The organism is Butyrivibrio sp. AE2032, from assembly GCF_000702965.1.
In genome coordinates, this window is the sequence record NZ_JNLF01000003.1 from 1552009 (window position 1) to 1572228 (window position 20220).

Consider the following 20220-nt stretch of genomic DNA (forward strand, 5'->3'; position numbering starts at 1 on the left):
TTGAAGAAATTAATCTTTTCATTAATATTTGTAATATCCGTGGCTGTTAGTCTGTTTTATGGGTACAATAAGTCCGGATTTCATGAGGATGAGTATTATACCTATTTCTCCTCCAACAGGAGTATAGGACTTTATCAGCCGGACAGACAGTGGCAGGACAGGCAGACTATTCTTGATGAGTTTGCGGTAAAAAAAGGGGAAGGCTTTAATTACGGACTGGTTAAGCTGGTACAGTCCTGGGATGTTCACCCTCCGTTTTATTACTTCGTTTTTCACACTCTTTGCAGTTTTGTGCCAGGGGTATTTACCAAGTGGACAGGTATCATAACGAACCTGATTGCCTTTGCAATTGCCTGGTTGTTTATGTGTCTTTTAATGGAGAGGCTGAAACTACCACTTGTTGTGGAGGTGCTGACTCTGGTTTTCTGGGGACTTAATCCTCAGACTGTTTCCTGCAACATTCTTATAAGAATGTACGCCTGGCTTGGGGCAGCTATACTGGCCTGTGCTTACTTCCATGTGAGGCTTTTGCAAGAATATGATAACAATGGGTTGGAAATAAAGGATTATATTCTGAAGAGTCTTGTTCCCATTATGGTGACTTCCTATATTGGATTCCTTATCCAGTACTTTTACATCTTTTTCTTTGTAAGTATTGGAATAGCTGTTACAGCCTGGATAGTGCTTGTCAGGAAGGATATTCGAAACGGGATAATATATGTTCTATCATGTGGCCTTTCTTTGGGACTTGCAGTGATTACCTATCCATCTAGTCTTAGGCACATGTTTGGCGGATACAGAGGAACTGGGGCTTCCGGAAGCTTTTTTGATCTTGCCAATACGGGGATGAGGTTGTCCTTCTTTGTTGGCCTCTTCAATGACTTTGTATTTGCCGGTGCACTTATACTGCCGATCTTTATGATATTCTTCGGAGTACTCCTTGGAATCACCAGCAGAGATTCTAAAAAGAGGAAGGGGGAGCTTCCTAGACCTGAGGTGGTGGCTGTTATCGTGGGAGCAATCGGTTATTTTCTTTTGACCTCCAAGACTGCACTTTTGGTGGGAAGTGCCTCCAACAGGTACGAAATGCCGATCTATGGCCTGCTGATCCTGCTTATCTTTATGGATGGTTACTATGTTCTTCGCAGGATGGGAAATCCTGTCCTTGTATATATGTTTGTGGCTGTAGCGATGGCTATTTTGCTAAAGGGACACGTATATGACAGAAATGTACTGTTCCTGTACCCTGAGGACAAGGAAAAAATAGCATATGCTACCGAAAATCAGGATGAAGTGGCAGTGGTGATGTTTAATCCTGCAACGCCCCACAACGTATGGCGTCTTACAGATGAACTGTTGGTATATCCAAAGGTCTTTTACATGGACGAGGAGAACCTGGACAGCATAGTTGAGCCTGAGCTCACATCAGCTGACAAGATCATTCTCTACGTGGCAGATGATGACCTGAAGCAGGAAGCCATGGCAAACCTGTTCGAGTCCTGCCCAGGTCTTGGCGTGGTGAAGACCGTTGCAACTGAGGATATGTGGACCACCTACGAGGTGAACTAGGTGAAGAACCGTTTTTGACCTTTGGGGGCGAGAATCATATAATATGACGTGAGGGTCAGAAGTCTGCCCTGGTGGGCCTGGAAGCAAAAATTATGTGCAAGGAGCGATTGTCAAGCTCTATGGAGAGAAGACAGGCTCCCAGCTTGGCTTCTCGGAATGCCCAGAGGTTGGAGCGACGGTACATACTTTTTGCTTCCAGGCCCACCAGGGCGGACTTCTGACCCGGACATATATAAACTCACGAGAGGTTCTGAATGACTTTAAGTGTGATCGTGCCGGTTTTTAACATGGCATCCGAGGGAAAATTGGAATATTGCCTGGATAGTCTGGTGAATCAGACCCTTAAGCCGGGGACTTTTGAGATAATTGCCGTAGATGACTGCTCAACGGATGAATCCTTTGAGATCTTAAAGAGATATCAGGAAAAGTATCCGGACAGGTTTATAGCTATTCATTCTGAGGTGAATCTCCACCAGGGAGGTGCCAAGAATATCGGACTTGCCAGGGCAAAGGGTGAGTGGATAGGATTTATAGACGCTGATGACTGGATTGTTCCGGATTACTATGAAAGGCTTATTGGTAAGGCTTTGGAGACCGGTGCTGATATGGTGGGGTGCGATTATAATCTTACCGGAGAGCACAGCTTCAAGGTTGGAAAGATAGTACATAACAACAATTTTTCCCAGACCGGAGTAATGGATACGGAGAAGTATAAAAGGCTTCTTATTGAGACCGGAAGCCTTGTGGTGAAGGTCTACAGAAGGGAACTGATCCTTGGGGATTATGTGCCTGGCACCTGTGAGAAACTAAAGGTTTTTCCTGAGAACATTTTTTACGAAGACAATGCAGTAAGCAATACCTGGATGACCAGGTCAAAGCACTTTGAATATATTGAAGAGCCGCTTTATTTTTATTATCAGCACGATGCCTCCACCGTTCACAGCATTTCCAGAAAGAATCTGGAAGACCGCATGGTGGCTGGCAGGATGATAGTGAAAGAAGCTAAGGATAATGGCTATTTTGACAGATTCAGGGATGAGATTGAATTTCAGTACACAGTTCTTTTCTATATAAATACCCTGTTTTCAGCCATGCCCCAAAGGTATAAGATAAAAGACTGTTACAGCTTTACAAAGAAGCTGGGCAGAGAGATGAAGGAGACATTTCCTGATTTTCAAAATAATCCATATTATATAGAGAAGATCCATCCCGAGGAGAAAAAGCTCGTTGGCTTCCAGATGAAGTCACATCTTTTCTTCTATATCTACTATAGGCTCCTGTGGTTCTATAGGGATGTGATCAGAGGTAAAAAGAATGCGTAAGATTTACAGTAAACTCAGGGTGCTTCTCGATGGGAAGCAAAAGAGACAGATGGCAGGCATTGTGGTGCTGATGCTGATAGGTGGTGTGCTTGAATCTCTGGGAATTGCAATGATAGCTCCTGTAATGCAGGTGGTCATTGATCCCCAGAAGGTGGAGGAGAGTAAGCTTCTTTCAGGTATTTATAACTTTTTCCACTTAAGCAGTACGACCCAGCTGGCAGCCCTAATAATGGTGTCTTTGATACTGGTATTTGTGATAAAGAACATCTTCCTGTATTTCATGAATGTTGTTCAGCTCAGGTTTGTTTACACCAATCAGTTTGCTACATCAAGACGCATGATGATCAACTTCATGCAAAGACCCTACGAATACTACCTGAATGCTGATACAACAGTTATTCAAAGGAATATCACCTCTGATGTAAATAACCTTTATGCCTTGATTTTAAGCTGCCTTCAGCTGATCAGTGAGATGATAGTTTTTGTTTGCCTTGTTGCAATCCTTCTTAGTCAGGATGCAAAAATGACCATTACTATCGCTGTTCTTCTTGTTATCGTTCTTCTGGTCATCAAGTACTTCATCAAGCCTGTCATGGTAAAGGCCGGACAGGACAACCAGGATTACTACAGCGGACTTTACAAGTGGATCTACGAGTCAGTGACAGGTATCAAGGAGATAAAGGTTGCCAATAAGGAGAACTACTTTATAAACGGATACGCTGACTGTGGAGCAGGTTATGTGAATGCAGTTCAGAAGTACAACCTTTACAATTCCACTCCAAGACTTCTTATTGAGACAATTGCCATAGCCGGAATGATCGGATATATGCTGGCTGTAATGGCATCAGGAACAAGCCTTACATCACTGCTTCCACAGCTCACGGTACTGGCAGCTGCAGCAGCAAGACTTCTTCCAAGTGCAAACAGGATTAACAATTATCTGACTTCAATCGCTTATTTTGAGCCATTTTTGGACAATGTCAGTGACAATCTCCAGTCCGAGATCCACGACCAGTCCATTAACTATAACAGCGCTGATTACCGCACAAAGGTAAAGGTAGATAAGCTCCCAGTTCAAAGCACCATAAGAATGGAGAACATTACCTACAAGTACCCAAATACTGACAAGCTGATCCTTGATAAGGCTACAATGGAGATCCCTGTTGGAAAGAGTGTTGGTATCGTTGGGACTTCCGGAGCAGGAAAGACCACAATCGTGGACGTTCTTCTGGGACTTCTTGCACCTGAAGAGGGAAGGATCCTTGCCGACGGAGTTGATGTAAACACCAACTACACCGGATGGCTTAAGAACATTGGATACATTCCGCAGACTATTTTCATGACAGACTCAACCATCAGGAAGAACGTGGCATTTGGTGTGCCTGATGATGAGATAGATGATGCCAAGGTATGGCAGGCTTTGAAGGAAGCAGCACTTGATGAGTTTGTAAAAGAGCTTCCGGAAGGTCTGGACACTCAGATTGGAGAGAGGGGAATTCGTCTCTCTGGTGGACAGCGTCAGAGGATTGGTATTGCCAGAGCGCTGTTTGAGGATCCTGAGGTTCTGGTTCTTGATGAGGCCACATCAGCACTGGACAATGACACTGAAGCGGCTATCATGGATTCCATCAACAGACTCCATGGCAGAAAGACCCTTGTTATCATTGCTCACAGACTTCAGACCATTGAGAAGTGTGACATGATCTACAGTATTGGTGATGGAAAGGCTACATTAAAGTAATTGTTTTGGAGGATTTATGGAAGGTACGGGGGAAGTACAAACACAAAAGAGAAATCCAAGCTTTGAGCTTTTGCGGATCATAGCAATGCTTATGATCATTACGCTTCATTTTAATACTCACTCCGATGCTCTTTTGCAGCTGGGACTTCCTGCCAGAGGCTCCCAGATATTTGCTGCTGTAATTCAGGCTTTCTGCATTCCCGGAGTCAACACCTATATTCTTATAAGCGGATACTTTCTCTCGAAGGGAAAGGTAAAGCCAAGTCGAATCCTTCAGCTTATTTGTCAGGTGTATTTCTATACCATCCTTGTTTCTGTTGCAATGATGATCGTTGGAACCTATGTGCTTCAGAGCAATAACTCAGTATATAAGCTTGCCCAGTATGTATTCCCGATTTCCTCTGAGCATTATTGGTTTGTTACTGCCTACGTTATCATGTACATTCTGGCACCTGTCATGAATGCTGCTGCGGAAAAGCTATCAAGAAAGCAGCTAAAGGCAGTGATAATAGGACTTCTCATCTGGTTTAGCGTTATAAAGAGCTTTGTACCGGTTGTTCTTGCTACTGACAGGTATGGATATGACTTTGGTTGGTTTATCTGCCTGTATCTTATTGCTGCATACATCAGGAAGTATGATGTTTCGCTTTTTTATGACGCCACAAGAAGTGCTCTCGTATACCTGATCTCCTGTGGTATCATCGCAACCATGAGCATTTCGCTCTATTACATAAACCTTAATTGGGGCGGGCTTGTTCACTACTCAACAGTGCCCTACCATTTTAATTTCATATTTACACTTACAGCGTCTCTGGGACTTTTCTCATTTTTTAGGTTTTACAAGATGAGGGAAGACAGGGCTGCTGATGTGGTAAGGGCTATCGGGCCTCTGACCTTTGGCGTTTATCTTCTTCACATGCATGAGGAGATCAAGGACAGATGGGTGGAGTGGCTTGAGCACTTTATTGGGGAGATACCATATCACAGCGTGCCACTGTTTGCATGGCATGCGCTGTTGTCTGTCCTTATAGTTTTTGTGGCAGGAATATTTGTGGACTGGATCAGGAAAATGATCTTTGAATATGTTGGAAGAGTCTTACATGATACATGGCTTTTCAAGAAGATAAGAGAACTGGACGAGGCATTATGCTGAGCAATATCAGGAGTTATTTTTATAATCTAAAGAGATTTCAGGCTCCACTGGAGAAATGTCTTTTCCCTGTGGTGCTGTTCCTGTATCCGCTTATTGGCATTAACCAGGGTCTGAACATAGCTGACACGACCTATGGGCTTTCTAATTATGAGTACTTTGGCTCAATAGATCCCATGTGGGCTATTTCCACATTTTTAAGCAATGTGGTTGGAAGTGCCATTATGAAGCTTCCCGGAGCCGGGACTATGGTTGGAATGTCTTTTTATTGCAGTCTCATCATCGGTATAACTGCCATCATTCCTTACTATATGCTTCAGAGATGGATGCCGGGCTGGATGATCTTCATCGGTGAGTTTATTGCAGAGAGCCTTTGCTGGTGCCCGAGAGTGATCCTGTACAATTACCTGACTTATCTGTTCTTTACTTTGGGAACTCTTTTCCTTCTGGTTGGTATGTTTGAGTGGGAAAAGCAGAACAGATACCTTCTTCTGGCGGGAATTTTTCTGGGGCTAAACGTAATGGTAAGGTTCCCAAATGTGGTAGAGGCAGGGATGATCCTGGTTTTGTGGTTCTTTGAGATCATCACCGGAGGCAAGTTTATAGAGGCACTGAAAAAGACCCTTGTGTGTGTTGGGGGATATCTGATCGGATTAGTACTGCCATTTGTCTTCATTTCCGTAAAGTACGGTCCCTTGGCATACGTTGATATGATAGGAAGCCTTTTTGGAATGACCAGTGGGGCTTCAGATTATACTGCCGGTGGCATGTTAAGTTCTATAATCAGCGCCTATCTGACCACAGGAAAAGACATGATCATTATGGTACCCTGCATAGTGGCAGGTATGGTTATGTTTGACATACTTCCGGAAAAGTATCTTTTGATAAAAAAGCTTTTGTACGTGGCAGGGCTTTTTGTGCTTGTGAGATTCTACTTTGCAGATGGAGTATTTACCAGGAATTATCATTATTATGATTCGGTTTTCCAGGCAGCTATGATGTTTGTGATCATAGGAATTATCCTTTCTGTTGTGGGAAGTAGTGGAGTACTGAACGGAAGTAAAGAGGAGCAGACTCTGGCCCTTGCTGTGCTGCTTATAATGCTGATCACGCCCCTGGGAAGCAACAACTATACCTATCCTGTGATAAACAATCTGTTTGTTGTTGCACCTGTAACATTATGGTTTTTCAGAAGAATGATGCAAAGACTTGGAGAGAAGCAGACCAATTTCCCCTGGCAGGGCATGGTGACTATGGTCATCGCAGTAGTTCTGGTACAGGGGGCCATTTTCCACTATTGTTTTGCCTTTGGAGATGGAATGGAAGGCCAGATCAGGGATGCTGGATGCAGTATTCCCAAGGTGAAGTCCATGGTGACTACAGGTTACAATGCTGATAGTCTGGACGAGCTTTATGATGCTCTTTCTGAAAAAGAGCTTCTTGATGATAAGGTAATCCTCTTTGGTGGAATTCCGGGGCTATCATATATTTATGACCTTGAACCTGCCATTGATACAGTATGGCCTGATCTTGACAGCTATTCTGTGGAAAAGTTTGATGATCAGCTCCAGAAACTTTCAGTAAGCTCTGATGATGCACCTACAGTGATTGTGGGAAAAGAAATGGCCGAATATGCCAACATAGAAGCGAAATATGATATTTTAATGGACTATATTAACTATCAAGATTATAATAAGGTCTTTGAGAGTGAAAGATTTATAGTTTTTGCCCAGGGCGGCACAAGAAGTGAGGAGTAAACAAGATATACATGGATAATACAGAGAAAAAAGATATTTTTGACAGGATCATGTCACTGCCTGTTCTTAATATTTTCGAACCATTTTACAAGAAGTATAAGGAAGCTCTTATGTACCTTTTCTTCGGAGGGCTGACTTTCTTTTTGAGCATTTTCCTGTTCTGGTTTATGGACAGCGTGATGCATCTAAATGAGCTGGTCAACAACACTATCGACTGGATCATATGTGTGGCGTTCCAGTTCTTTACCAACAGAACCTGGGTGTTTGATGGAAAGGTTGATACCAAAAAGGATTTTTTGAAACAGGCCGGTTCCTTTACGGCAGGAAGACTTTTTACTCTTATAGTTGAGAATCTTCTTATCTTCATTTTCATTACACTTATGGGATTCCCCAAGATGCCTGTAAAGCTGGGGGCAACCTTTGTGGTTATCGTGCTCAACTATATTATCAGTAAGCTGATCGTTTTCAAGAAGAAGGACTGAGGAAAAGATTATGCGTATAAATTTTAATGTTCCACCCTATACAGGACATGAATTTGAATACATAAAAGAGTGTGTGAAGAATCAGAAGATCTGCGGCGATGGCCCATATACAGCCAAGGCCAACGAGTGGATCGAGAAAAAGACAGGCTGCACAAAAGCTCTTTTAACTACCTCATGCACCCATGCTACAGAGATGTCTGCTATCCTTTGTGACATCAAGGAGGGTGACGAGGTCATCATGCCTTCCTACACTTTCGTTTCTACGGCAAATGCATTTGTTCTTCGTGGAGCAAAGGTAGTATTCGTGGATATCAGACCTGATACCATGAATATTGATGAAAATCTTATTGAGGCTGCGATCACACCAAAGACAAGAGCTATCGTTCCTGTCCACTATGCAGGAGTAGCCTGCGAGATGGATACCATCATGGATATTGCAAAGAGGCATAATCTCTTTGTAATTGAGGATGCTGCTCAGGGCGTAATGTCTACCTATAAGGGAAAGGCTCTTGGAGCCATCGGAGACTTTGGCAACTACAGTTTCCATGAGACCAAGAACTACAGCATGGGCGAAGGCGGAGCTCTCCTTATGAGGGACGAGACCTTCGTTGATAACGCCATCATTATAAGAGAAAAGGGAACCAACAGAACCCTTTATAAGCTTGGAAAGGTTGATAAATACAGCTGGATAATGCCAGGTTCTTCCTTCCTTCCAAGTGATATGAATGCAGCTTATCTCTATGCTCAGCTCCAGATGGCTGACGAGATCAACAAGGACAGAATGGATCACTGGAACAGATACTATGAGGCACTTAAGCCTCTTGAGGAGAAGGGACTTATCGAGCTTCCCTATGTGCCAAAAGAGTGCGTTCACAATGCCCACATGTTCTACATCAAATGTAAGGACTTCGAGGAGAGGAAGGGGCTTATTGATTACCTGATGTCAAATGACATCCTTCCTGCTTCCCACTACGTTCCGCTGCATTCCTCAAAGGCAGGACTAATTTACAGTGAGTTCCACGGTGAGGACAAGTACACCACTAAGGAGGGCGAGAGACTTCTTCGTCTGCCGATGTACTACAAGCTTACAAATGATGATCTTGATGAAGTAGTTATGAGAGTTAAGGAGTACTATAAATTCACATAAACGGAGTTGTTTCCATGAAAAAACAAGCCCAAAGTATGAACTTCATAGTATCAGCGACGCTTACCTTGGCGATCATTGTACTGGCGGGGATTTTTGGGGACTACTATTTTGACCTTAACGACGATGTTTTAATGAAGGATATTCTGGCCGGGGTCTATACAGGGACTCCGGCCGGACATAATATACAGATGCTGTACCCCATCAGTGCCTTTATATCCCTGCTTTACAGGGTATACAGAGGGCTTGACTGGTATGGCATCTTTTTATGTTTTTGCCAGTATTTCTGTGTCTTTGTTATTCTGAAAAGAGCTCTTTCCATGAGCGAAGATAAGCTCTACAAGGGCTACGCAGCTGCCAGCATTTTCTTTTTTATGCTGGGAGCAGTGGGTGCTCATTTCCTCTTTGTGCAGTATACCTTTATCTGTGGACTTATGTCTGCCACGGCAGTTGTTCTCATAATGACCCATAGAGAGGGAGAGAAAAGAGATTTCGTCCTGGCGGTGATACTGATAGTAGTGGCATTTCTTATAAGGTCGGAGATGCTTCTTTTAACACTTCCAATTGTGGGAGTGGGGATTTTAATAAAGTGGTGCTTTTCAAGGATAGAACTTAAGGAGTACTACGATGGAGCAGTACAGGTATCAAGGTACGGGGAGAAAAAGAGTCTTTTCAAGGAATATGCAGTATTATGCCTGGTCATAGTTGGTGGACTTATTGTGTCGCTGACGGCTAACAGGATTGCCTATTCCTCACCGGAGTGGAAGACCTTTAATGCCTTCTTTGATGCAAGAACTGAGCTCTATGACTTCCAGTACGTGCCGGATTATGCGGAAAATAAGAACTTTTATGACAGCATAGGCCTTTCAGAGAGCCAGCAAAAGCTTCTTGTTAATTATAACTTTGGGATTGATGAGGAGATTGATACTCAGGTCATTAGGGCGGTAGCGACCTACGCTGACAGTCTAAAGACAGATGAGACGCCTCTTCCTGCTAAGCTTGTTCAAAGCATTCCAATGTATTTGTACAGATTAAGACATGTGGCCTTTCAAAAGAGCTATGAGTATCCCATGACGGATTCACCCTTTAATGTTATTGTGGCGGTACTTTATCTTGGGACTCTTGTGATCTATATGGCTGAAAGGGACAAGAAAAAGAGACTTCTGACAGTGCTTTCACTGGTTCTTTTGTTTGCCTGCAGATCCAGCCTATGGCTTTATATTATAGTAAGGGGCAGGGATCCAATAAGGATAACCCATCCTCTGTATATAATGGAAATAGCTGTTCTTTTTGGAATGATCATTGACAGGGCAAGAACAAGTCGCAGATACATCTTTATGCCACTTGTCATAGCTGCCATTGTAGGTGCCATGTTTGTTCCCAATCAGATCAGCGTCATCAAGGATGAGATGGCTGAGCGCGCTAAGATGAGACAGCACTACGATGCGCTCTATGACTACTTTGATAGTAACAGGGATTATTTTTACTTTGTTGATGTCTATACCAGCGTTTCAGCCCTGGATGGGACTGAGAGGACCTTCTCAGAGAAGATGTTCAGCCGTGTTGATAACAGAGAGTCTAATCATGATATCATGGGAGGCTGGGCTTCAAAGAGCCCTCTATATTATGATAAGTTGGCTGACAACGGCTTTGAGTCTATGGAAAAGGCTCTTTTAGAGGATGGCGTTTACGTGGTAGCCAAGGAAAGCTCTGATGTTTCCTGGATTGGCGAATACTATGAAGATAAGGGCAAGGCTGTAAACGTAGAAAAGGTTGACCAGGTTACGGATGCCTTTATGGTTTACAAGGTGTCTGCAGCAAAGTAAATGGAAAGTTGAATGATCTATGAGTGAAGAAAAATACCTGAAAAAGGGGCAAAAGCTGTCACTTCGCTTTATGGAGGAGAGAGACTTCCCTCTGATAGTCAAGTGGCGAAACTTAGAAAGAATCAGACAGAATTTTATATACAGAGAAGAGTTTACTCTAGAGGGCCAGAGAAACTGGCAAAAGACCATGATCGACACAGGAAAGGTGGTCCAGTTCATGATCTGCGAAAATGCAGCTGATCATAGGCCCGTGGGCAGCGTATATTTCAGGGACATCGACCATGAAACTGATAGCGCTGAGTACGGTATTTTTATCGGCGAGGATGATGCCCTGGGCAAAGGTTACGGAAACGAAGCTGCAACCCTTGCTGTAGAGTATGCCCGTGACGTGATGAAGCTTAAAAAACTGATCCTTAGGGTTTTTATCTGGAATATTTCAGCTATTAGAAGTTATGAACATGCAGGCTTCCGAAAGAGTAAGGATGTTGCTGCTGTAACGTGCAGTGATGGTACAAAAGGTGATATGATATTGATGGACTTGGAATTATGAAGTGAGGGGCAAAAGTTCGTTCAGGAAATGTTATGTGCTTAGAGCTCTTGAGCAGAGTACTTGGCGAGGTCTTTTCGAGCCTAGTACGAGCCATGGGCATGCACTTAACGAAGTTTTTTTGAGTTTAGTGCAGTGTCCCTGAGCGACGGTACATACATTTGCTGAACGGACTTTTGACCCGGATTTCAATATATAACACAGAGGTGGCTTAATGGAAGGAAAGCTTATAAGCTATGTGATCCCCTGCTACAGATCGGAAGTATCTGTGGGAGCGGTGGTAAAAGAGATAGATGACACCATGAAGGGAATCAGCGGATATGAATATGAGATCATCCTGATTAATGATGGTTCTCCTGATAATACCTGGGGCACTATAGAGGCTCTTGCCGCTGATAGAGATGATGACAGGCTCCTTGGCATTAATCTTGCCAAGAATTTCGGACAGCATGCAGCCCTTATGGCAGGACTTAACGCATGCAAGGGCGACTACGTGATCTGCCTTGACGATGATGGACAGACACCTGCAAATGAGGCCGGGAAGCTTATTAAGGCTCTGGAAGACGGCGCTGATGCGGTTTATGCAAGATATGACCACAAGCAGCATAATCTCTTCAGGAACTTTGGAACTGCAATGAATGAATGGATGGCAGAAGTTATGCTTGGTAAGCCAAAGGATCTTTATGTTTCCAGCTATTTCGCTGTAAAGAGATTTGTGGTCAATGAAATGATAAAGTATGAAAGCTCCTACCCCTATGTCATCGGACTGGTGCTTCGTACCACAAAGCGCATAGTAAATGTTGATGTTACCCATAGACGCAGGGAGACAGGCCAGAGCGGATATACCCTTGCAAAGCTCTTTGGACTTTGGATCAACGGCTTTACTGCCTTCAGTATAAAGCCCCTAAGGATAGCAACAGTTTCAGGAAGCGTTTTTGCAATTCTTGGATTTCTATATGGAATTTACACGATCATCAAGAAGCTTGTGTATCCGGTGGCTCCAATGGGCTACGCTGCACTGATGAGCGCTATCATCTTCATGGGCGGAATGACAATGCTCATGCTTGGAATGGTGGGAGAATACCTGGGGAGACTTTATATCTCACAGAATAAGAATCCTCAGTTTGTAATTCGGGAGACGACCCGTGATGGAAAAGAAAAATAACAACAACCTTCTGGCCTGGCTTATGTCAGGCTTGTTTGGCATTTTATCAGGAATATTTCTTGTATTTGGCTATCAGCTTGAGAGCGGGGATGCGCTTGATCTTACAGATCAGAATGCCCTGCTGGTTATGGTAGCTTTTTTTATAATCATAACTGTTGATACAAGGCACGTATGGAGGAACTACGAGAGCGCCAGAAATGGCAAGGGAAAGCTCTTTGGACTCATTCCTCTTCCTGATAAGGCAAAAGAAATATCGGTGACAAAAAGGGACTTTCTAATAAACTGGAGTTTTATGTTCCTTCTTGGGATACCTGTCTTTTTGGCAGAATTCCCGGGCTTTTTTGTGTACGATGCCCAGGAGGAACTAAATGAGGTTCTTACAAGGACCTTCACCACCCATCATCCTTTGTTTCACGTGCTTTTGCTTGGTGGGATCATAGCTCTTTTCCATAAGCTCACCGGTTCCTGGAATCTGGGAATCGCCATGTATATTCTGCTTCAGATGCTGGTCATTACAGCTATATTTGCCTATGCTGTAACCTATTTACAGAGGAAGGGAGCAGGAAGGAAATGGAGGATATTCTGGCTCGTCTTTTACGGTGCCTTCCCCACTATCGTTATGTACACGCTCTGTTCCTGCAAAGACGGGCTGTTTTCTGCGCTTTTGCTGCTTCTTACAATTCTGCTTGTTCAGTTAATTGATGAAAGGGAAGCTTTTCTTTCTGATAAGAAAAAGGTGGCGGCTTATGTACTGACAGCTACTATCATGCCTTTATTCAGGCACAACGGGTTCTACGCCTATCTTGTTTTTGTTCCCTTTGCGATCCTTTATTTCAGGAAGGCCCTAAAGCCTGTTCTGGTGGGGATGCTGACGGCTCCGGTAATACTTTATCTGGTTTTGAACGGTGCTTTGGGAGCTTTGTGTCATGTGGAGGAAGTGACCCATCATCAGGAGATGCTCACAGTTCCAATCATGCAGCTGGCAAGGGTTTACACCTATGAAAAAGACAGCTTGTCTGAAGAGGATAAGGTACTTATAGAGAGCTATATTCCGGAAAACAATCTTAATAAATACACCCCAAGGGTTTCAGACCTGGTGAAGGTTGATTTTAACAACGCCCTTTATGAGGAGAATAAGGGTGATTTTTGGAAAGTATGGCGCAAGCTTTTCATTCAGCATCCGGCTTCTTACCTTAATGCCTGGCTTCTTACAAGCTATGGCTACTGGTATCCGCCGGCAATCATAAATGTGTATGGAGGCAATACGGTCTATACCTTCACTTATGAGGGAAGTTCCTACTTTGGATATGAAGTGGAACCTCCGGGAGAGAGAATAAGCCTGATTCCGCCGCTGGACAATCTCTACAGATATATTTCCATAGGAAACTTCCAGAAGGACAATCCGCTGCTTAGGCTTTTCTTTACACCGGGACTTTATGTATTCATTTATATGTTTGTGTTTGCCTACAGACTTTACAGGAAGAAGTTTGGTCTGATACTGCCATTTCTTCCTATGATACTCACATTTTGCACGGTGCTCTTAGGTCCCACATATCTGATCCGTTATGTGCTGTACCTGTGGCTTTGCGTGCCTCTTTTAACAGTGACAAAAGTGTGATAATATTTAACATGGTTTTTTAGGCTTAAGGATACTATCAGGAAAACGTTTATTATGAGAAAGATTATCAGCAAAAGCACGGCCGTCAAGGCTGTAGTGCTTATTTTGGCATTAATAGGAATACTGCTTATATGGCCCTTCCGTATCTTCAGCAGCGTATTGGAGACCTCAGCCGGAGGCACCATAGTTGGAGAAACCGACAGGATAAATCACGAGCATGACAATATCATGCAGGAGTTCATCACCAGGTATGACAGACTAAGTTCAGTAGATGTCTATGTTACCAGGGTTGAGAATGGCCGTTATATCACCTGTCTTCTCTATGATGAGAACGGTGTAAACCAGCTTAAGGTTTATGTGGACACACAGGAGTTCCAGATTCCCGGGTACGTTACAATTCCCATGGAAGTTAATGTGGAGGTTGGAAAGCATTACACACTTAAGTTCCAGAACTGCAGATCAAAGTATTGTCTGGCTCTTGAGGATGTACCGGCAGATTCAGAATATGTAGGAACCTTAACGGATGAGTTTGTTCCGGTGGAGGGTAGGCATTTAGCTGCCAGATACAATTACAGGATCCCTCTTTCCAAAAAGATGTCCCTTCTTATTATGAGCATTATTGCTGCGATAGCAGCTCTCATCTGCTTCTTGTCAGACCTGTATTACAAAAAGAATCCGGACAAGAACGATCTTGTAACAGTATGGAAGACTGTGAAGCACGCAGCTAATCCTATAGCTGTGCTTGTTTTTGGCGCTTTGATGATAATGGTATTTCCGCTTAGGATATTTGATTCAAGACCATTGGACATCATTTTCTATGAGCTGGGTCTTGCTATCACTGCTGCAATAGTTTTTTATGCCATCAATCACAAGGCTGTTAAACATCAGGTTGGAATATCCTTCTGGCAGAGTCTTAAGAACGAGGACAGGCTTCAGTACATCCTGATCATGTTCTCCATGGCAATGGCTATCTGGTATGCCTGCCAGTATATGAATGACCTTTACGACATTTACCACGAGATATCCTTAAGGCATATGGCTATCTGGCTTCTTGTGGCTATGCTTTTGACCTTCTCATTAAAGGAGGCGCTTAATATCTACAACCTTATATGGGTAGTGGCAAGCGGCATTTACGGAATAAGGTTCTATGGCCTTAACAAGCTTCCTGAGACTGAAAAGGAGTATGACCTCCACAATCTTATCCTGAAGTGCGGTATTATCATCGTTATTTTGGGCGGATTATTAGTTCTTAACTTTGTAAGGATATTAGTTCTTTCCATCAGGGAAAAGAGATTTCATACAAATCATGGGGAAAAGAAATGCCTTCGTCCCACTGCCTTTGGCGTGGTTCTTCTGGTGTTCTTTGTTCTCCTTGTTGCCATGAGAAATACAAGGCTTTGGGGAATCTATCTGGTGATAACATTTGTCTGCTTCTACATAAGAATTGCAGTGTGGGGCAAAAACAAGGATTACTATAAGATCCTTTCCGGCGGATTCATGATGAACTTCGCTATTTCACTGCTGTTTAGCTGGGCTCACAGATATTTCGCCGGCTATGTCAGCGGAAGGTTTGCATTTATTTTCCATACAGTTACTGTAACTGCTGAATACCTGACCTTTATGGGAGCTGTAGCTACGGTAATGTTGGTGGCTAAGATCGTTGCACTTCCAAAGGGAACAAACCTGAAGGATATGTTTATTTCTGCCTGGAAGGAAATGACTCTTTTTGGATTTATTATGTCCTATGCGATATTCACAGTATCAAGGACTGCTTATCTGGCAATCGCTGTAAGCACCCTTTTAGTTATACTGGTTGTTATATCCTGCCACAGGAAGCAGTTTTTCAGGATAGTAGGCGTTTTCATTATATCGCTTATTGTTTGCTTTCCTGCAGCCTTTACTCTTCAGAGGATCTTCCCTGCTATGGCAGCAGATCCGGTCATTTATGCCATAGATGATACAGATGAGTTTATAAGAGGCGGAGCAGCCTGGGACAGCACAAACTTTATGTGCGTAGAGAGGTTTGGCAATCTTTTTGCAACCAAGATCCTGGGTGCGGATATGGGAGAGTATGAGTTCCCTGTTGATGTCTATAACTATGACAGTGAAACAGGAGAGCCTCTTTACGATTATTATGGAAGGCCCTATGATGAGAGCCCGGATAACCCTGCAAACTCAGATCAGGGTAGGCTTGATGTCGTTCCTTTAGAAGGACTTCTCGTAGCAAACGGCTTTACAAGAGCTGAGTATATGATGCTCATGGATGATCTTGTGGGCTATGTGGATACCTCCAATGCACTGGATGTTATATCCAATGGAAGGATCACTATTTTCAGGTCCTACTTCCGTAATCTTAATCTCTGGGGACACGATGAAATGGGTGCAGAGCTTCCAAACGGAGAGATTGCTCTTCATGCCCATAATACATATCTTCAGGTGGCCTATGACAACGGTATCATAGTGGGAATAGTATTCATTATTATGCTGGTCATGGCACTTATTTGCGGAATTGTTTATTACAGGAACAATCGTAAGAATGAGCCTCTTTCACTGATCACAGCCGCTGTAGTCATTGGATTTATGGTGGCAGGTGTATCAGAGTGGGTATTCCAGTACTGTAACCCTATGACCGTAGCGCTTATGCTTTCTATAGCTCCTATTACCTTTAAGGTTAAAGAAAAATGAACAAGATAAAAGAACCTTTTAACTATCAAAAACTTTATAGAAGGATCGGACTGATCATATATGACACCATAAGCATTTTTGTAGCCAGCTATGTGGCTATTCTTATCAGATATGAGTTCAGTCTTGATGAGATACCGGAGCACTTTTTAAACCCGGTCAACACCTTCCTTCCTATCAATATCATCATCACCATTGTGATATTCTATCTGTTTAAGCTCTATGACAGTCTATGGGCCTATGCAGGAGAAAGGGAGATGCAGAATCTGGTAATGGCCTGTGTTATTTCAGGTGTGGTAAATGCCATCGGACTTCAGTTCTTTAAGTCTGATCAGCAGCCGGTTCCTCAGAGCTACTACTTTTTGTACACCTTCCTTCTTATAACAGCCATTTTTATAAGCAGATTCTCCTACAGATTTCTCAGGAGTCGTAAGAATCAGGTTGAGAATCGAAACAACAGTAAGGCGGTAATGGTGATCGGTGCCGGAGAAGCGGCAAATATGATCATCAAGGATATTATTACCAGTAATTTCTCAACCATGTCCGTTAAGTGCATCATTGATGATGATCCCAACAAGTGGGGAAGATATATTCAGGGCATAAGGGTTGTAGGCGGAAGAGACAGGATTGAGGAGTGTGCGGATCTCTATGACATCGATGAGATCATTGTGGCCATGCCTTCAATTTCAAGGCCTGAGCTTAAAAAGATCCTGGAGATCTGTAAGAATACAAACTGTAAGCTCCGTTCTTTGCCGGGCATGTACCAGCTGGTAAGCGGAGAAGTCAGCGTATCAAGACTTCGTGATGTTGAGGTTGAGGACCTTCTAGGAAGAGATCCTATTGCAGTAGATATTGACTCTATCGCTGAGTACGTAAAGGGTAAGTCTGTAATGGTAACAGGAGGCGGCGGATCCATTGGTTCCGAGCTTTGCAGACAGATTGCAGGACACAGCCCCAAGCGTCTTATCATCGTTGATATTTATGAAAACAACGCCTACGAGATCCAGCAGGAGCTTAAGTACAAGTATCCTGAAATGGATCTGGTGGTGCTTATAGCATCAGTTCGTAACACCTTAAGGATCAACAACATCTTCAAGGAATACAAGCCTGATATCGTATATCACGCAGCTGCCCACAAGCATGTTCCTCTTATGGAGGACAGCCCTACAGAGGCCATTAAGAATAACGTCTTTGGAACATTCAAGACTGCCATGGCAGCAGCAAACTACGGTACAAAGAAGTTTGTACTGATCTCCACAGATAAGGCTGTTAATCCAACCAATATCATGGGTGCCAGCAAGAGAATCTGTGAGATGATAGTTCAGACCTTTAATAAGCACTATGACACTGAATTTGTGGCAGTAAGATTTGGTAATGTTCTGGGTTCCAACGGCTCTGTAATACCTCTTTTCAAAAAGCAGATTGCAGCAGGCGGACCGGTAACTGTTACCGACCCTAACATCATCAGATATTTCATGACCATTTCTGAGGCTGTTTCACTGGTGCTTCAGGCAGGAGCTTTTGCCAAGGGCGGTGAGATCTTTGTCCTTGATATGGGAGAACCGGTTAAGATCCTTGATCTTGCTGAGAACCTTATTAAGCTCTCTGGCTACAAAGTTGGAGAGGATATCAAGATTGAGTTCACAGGCCTTCGTCCCGGAGAGAAGCTCTACGAGGAGATGCTCATGGACGAGGAGGGTCTTCAGGACACAGCCAACAGGATGATACACATCGGAAAGCCTATCGAGATGGACGAGATGAGATTCTTCTCACAGCTTGAGAAGCTCAATGCAGCAGCAAAAGAGGAGTCTCCTCAGATCAGGGATATTGTTAAGGAGATAGTTGAGACCTATCATCCTGATGTTCACAAGTACACTATGACAAGGGAGAGAAAGGCTGCACTTGCCAAAGCGTCAGAAAGGATCAATGATGGAAATTAAACCCTTTGAGAAAAAGCTTTATCTTGCTTCTCCCACTTCTCACGGAGAGGAGCTTAAGTTTATCCAGGAGGCCTTTGATACCAACTGGCTTTCCACAGTTGGTGCCAATATAAATGAATCAGAGAAACTGATCTGTGAAAAGATAGGTTGTAAGAATGCCATAGCTCTTTCTTCAGGTACAGCTGCCCTTCATCTGGCAATAAGACTTGCAGCTGAGAAGCTCTATGGACAGCCAAAGGTAGGACACGGGGCATTAGAGGGAAAAAAGGTATTCTGCTCTGATATGACCTTTGATGCTACAGTAAATCCTGTAGCTTATGAGGGCGGAGAAGCTGTCTTTATCGACACAGAGTATGACACCTGGAACATGTCACCAAAGGCTTTGGAGAAGGCTTTTGAGATTTATCCGGATGTTAAGATGGTGGTTGTAGCTCATCTTTATGGAACTCCCGGTAAGGTAAAAGAGCTGAGACAGGTATGCGACAAGCACGGAGCTCTTATTATTGAGGATGCTGCCGAATCTCTTGGTGCAACCTACGAAGGCAAGCAGACCGGAATATTCGGAGATGTAGGTATTATCTCTTTTAACGGAAATAAGATCATAACAGGAACCTCAGGCGGAATGCTCCTTGTAGATGACGAGGAAGATGCCAACAAGATCAGGAAGTGGTCCACTCAGGCAAGAGAGGATGCACCCTGGTATCAGCACGAGGAGCTTGGTTACAACTATAGAATGAGCAATATTATTGCCGGAATGGTAAGGGGACAGATTCCTCATCTTGAGGAGCATATCGCCCAGAAGAAGGCAATTTACTACAGATACAAGGAAGGGCTTAAGGGCCTTCCTGTTTCCATGAATCCTTTTGATGAGGGAAAGAGTGAGCCAAACTACTGGCTTTCCTGCCTTATCATTGACAGGGATGCCATGTGCAGGCAGGTTCGCGGCGAGAAGGATGTTCTCTATGTGACAGAGACCGGAAAGAGCTGCCCTACAGAGATTCTTGAAACAATAGCAAAGTACAATGCTGAGGGAAGACCTATCTGGAAGCCAATGCACATGCAGCCAATCTATCGCATGAACGGCTTTGTGACAGAAAACGGAACTGGAAGAGCCAGAAGTAATGCCTATATTGATGAGGGAACGGTTCTTGATGTGGGCATGGATATCTTTGAAAGAGGCCTTTGCCTTCCAAGTGATAACAAGATGACTCCTGAGCAGCAGGATGTGATCATAGAGATTATAAAAAGGTGTTTTTCTTAAGGCACTTGCTGAGGTA

The 20220-nt window shown here is 43.5% G+C and carries 14 protein-coding genes; all 14 read left to right on the forward strand.

Features of this window, described 5'->3' with window-relative positions:
* Entirely contained in the window at positions 1-1569 is a 1569-nt protein-coding gene (locus BO18_RS08910; RefSeq protein ID WP_034445490.1) for a hypothetical protein, read from the forward strand.
* A 254-nt stretch (positions 1570-1823) separates the two neighbouring features.
* Complete coding sequence (locus BO18_RS08915; RefSeq protein WP_034445492.1) at positions 1824-2891, forward strand: glycosyltransferase family 2 protein; 1068 nt, start codon at positions 1824-1826, stop codon at positions 2889-2891.
* Positions 2884-4632, forward strand: a complete 1749-nt coding sequence (locus BO18_RS08920) for an ABC transporter ATP-binding protein (protein WP_034445494.1) — start codon at positions 2884-2886, stop codon at positions 4630-4632. The genes BO18_RS08915 and BO18_RS08920 overlap by 8 nt, the downstream gene beginning before the upstream one ends.
* Positions 4633-4648: 16 nt before the next feature.
* Positions 4649-5785, forward strand: a complete 1137-nt coding sequence (locus BO18_RS08925) for an acyltransferase (protein WP_034445496.1) — start codon at positions 4649-4651, stop codon at positions 5783-5785.
* Positions 5779-7539, forward strand: coding sequence for a hypothetical protein (locus BO18_RS08930; RefSeq protein ID WP_034445499.1), 1761 nt, complete (start codon positions 5779-5781; stop codon positions 7537-7539). Before BO18_RS08925 ends, BO18_RS08930 begins: the two co-directional genes overlap by 7 nt.
* A gap of 11 nt (positions 7540-7550) precedes the next feature.
* Positions 7551-8021, forward strand: coding sequence for a GtrA family protein (locus BO18_RS08935; protein ID WP_034445501.1), 471 nt, complete (start codon positions 7551-7553; stop codon positions 8019-8021).
* 10 nt (positions 8022-8031) lie between these two features.
* Positions 8032-9168: a dTDP-4-amino-4,6-dideoxygalactose transaminase gene (gene rffA, locus BO18_RS08940; RefSeq protein WP_034445503.1), complete on the forward strand. Its 1137-nt coding sequence runs from the start codon at positions 8032-8034 to the stop codon at positions 9166-9168.
* A gap of 14 nt (positions 9169-9182) precedes the next feature.
* Positions 9183-10991: a hypothetical protein gene (locus BO18_RS08945; protein WP_185752382.1), complete on the forward strand. Its 1809-nt coding sequence runs from the start codon at positions 9183-9185 to the stop codon at positions 10989-10991.
* Between the two features lie 19 nt (positions 10992-11010).
* A complete protein-coding gene (locus BO18_RS08950) occupies positions 11011-11541 on the forward strand; it encodes a GNAT family N-acetyltransferase (protein ID WP_051688596.1) in 531 nt (176 codons plus the stop codon).
* Between the two features lie 211 nt (positions 11542-11752).
* Positions 11753-12703 carry a glycosyltransferase family 2 protein gene (locus BO18_RS08955; RefSeq protein ID WP_034445506.1) on the forward strand — a complete coding sequence of 317 codons (951 nt, stop codon included), beginning with the start codon at positions 11753-11755 and terminating at the stop codon, positions 12701-12703.
* The gene (locus tag BO18_RS08960) at positions 12687-14321 is read left to right on the forward strand and encodes a DUF6020 family protein (RefSeq protein WP_034445508.1); all 1635 of its coding nucleotides are present in this window, start codon (positions 12687-12689) and stop codon (positions 14319-14321) included. Before BO18_RS08955 ends, BO18_RS08960 begins: the two co-directional genes overlap by 17 nt.
* Before the next feature lie 54 nt (positions 14322-14375).
* Positions 14376-17006, forward strand: a complete 2631-nt coding sequence (locus BO18_RS08965; RefSeq protein WP_034445510.1) for a hypothetical protein — start codon at positions 14376-14378, stop codon at positions 17004-17006.
* Positions 17003-18943 carry a polysaccharide biosynthesis protein gene (locus BO18_RS08970; RefSeq protein WP_051688597.1) on the forward strand — a complete coding sequence of 647 codons (1941 nt, stop codon included), beginning with the start codon at positions 17003-17005 and terminating at the stop codon, positions 18941-18943. Before BO18_RS08965 ends, BO18_RS08970 begins: the two co-directional genes overlap by 4 nt.
* Positions 18933-20204: a DegT/DnrJ/EryC1/StrS family aminotransferase gene (locus BO18_RS08975; protein ID WP_034445512.1), complete on the forward strand. Its 1272-nt coding sequence runs from the start codon at positions 18933-18935 to the stop codon at positions 20202-20204. Before BO18_RS08970 ends, BO18_RS08975 begins: the two co-directional genes overlap by 11 nt.
* The last annotated feature ends 16 nt before the right edge of the window (positions 20205-20220 follow it).

Coding starts and splice junctions, on each gene's coding strand:
- BO18_RS08915 (WP_034445492.1), top strand. CDS start 1,824: ATGACTTTAAGTGTGATCGTGCCGGTTTTTAACATGGCATCCGAGGGA.
- BO18_RS08920 (WP_034445494.1), top strand. CDS start 2,884: ATGCGTAAGATTTACAGTAAACTCAGGGTGCTTCTCGATGGGAAGCAA.
- BO18_RS08925 (WP_034445496.1), top strand. CDS start 4,649: ATGGAAGGTACGGGGGAAGTACAAACACAAAAGAGAAATCCAAGCTTT.
- BO18_RS08930 (WP_034445499.1), top strand. CDS start 5,779: ATGCTGAGCAATATCAGGAGTTATTTTTATAATCTAAAGAGATTTCAG.
- BO18_RS08935 (WP_034445501.1), top strand. CDS start 7,551: ATGGATAATACAGAGAAAAAAGATATTTTTGACAGGATCATGTCACTG.
- rffA (WP_034445503.1), top strand. CDS start 8,032: ATGCGTATAAATTTTAATGTTCCACCCTATACAGGACATGAATTTGAA.
- BO18_RS08945 (WP_185752382.1), top strand. CDS start 9,183: ATGAAAAAACAAGCCCAAAGTATGAACTTCATAGTATCAGCGACGCTT.
- BO18_RS08950 (WP_051688596.1), top strand. CDS start 11,011: ATGAGTGAAGAAAAATACCTGAAAAAGGGGCAAAAGCTGTCACTTCGC.
- BO18_RS08955 (WP_034445506.1), top strand. CDS start 11,753: ATGGAAGGAAAGCTTATAAGCTATGTGATCCCCTGCTACAGATCGGAA.
- BO18_RS08960 (WP_034445508.1), top strand. CDS start 12,687: ATGGAAAAGAAAAATAACAACAACCTTCTGGCCTGGCTTATGTCAGGC.
- BO18_RS08965 (WP_034445510.1), top strand. CDS start 14,376: ATGAGAAAGATTATCAGCAAAAGCACGGCCGTCAAGGCTGTAGTGCTT.
- BO18_RS08970 (WP_051688597.1), top strand. CDS start 17,003: ATGAACAAGATAAAAGAACCTTTTAACTATCAAAAACTTTATAGAAGG.
- BO18_RS08975 (WP_034445512.1), top strand. CDS start 18,933: ATGGAAATTAAACCCTTTGAGAAAAAGCTTTATCTTGCTTCTCCCACT.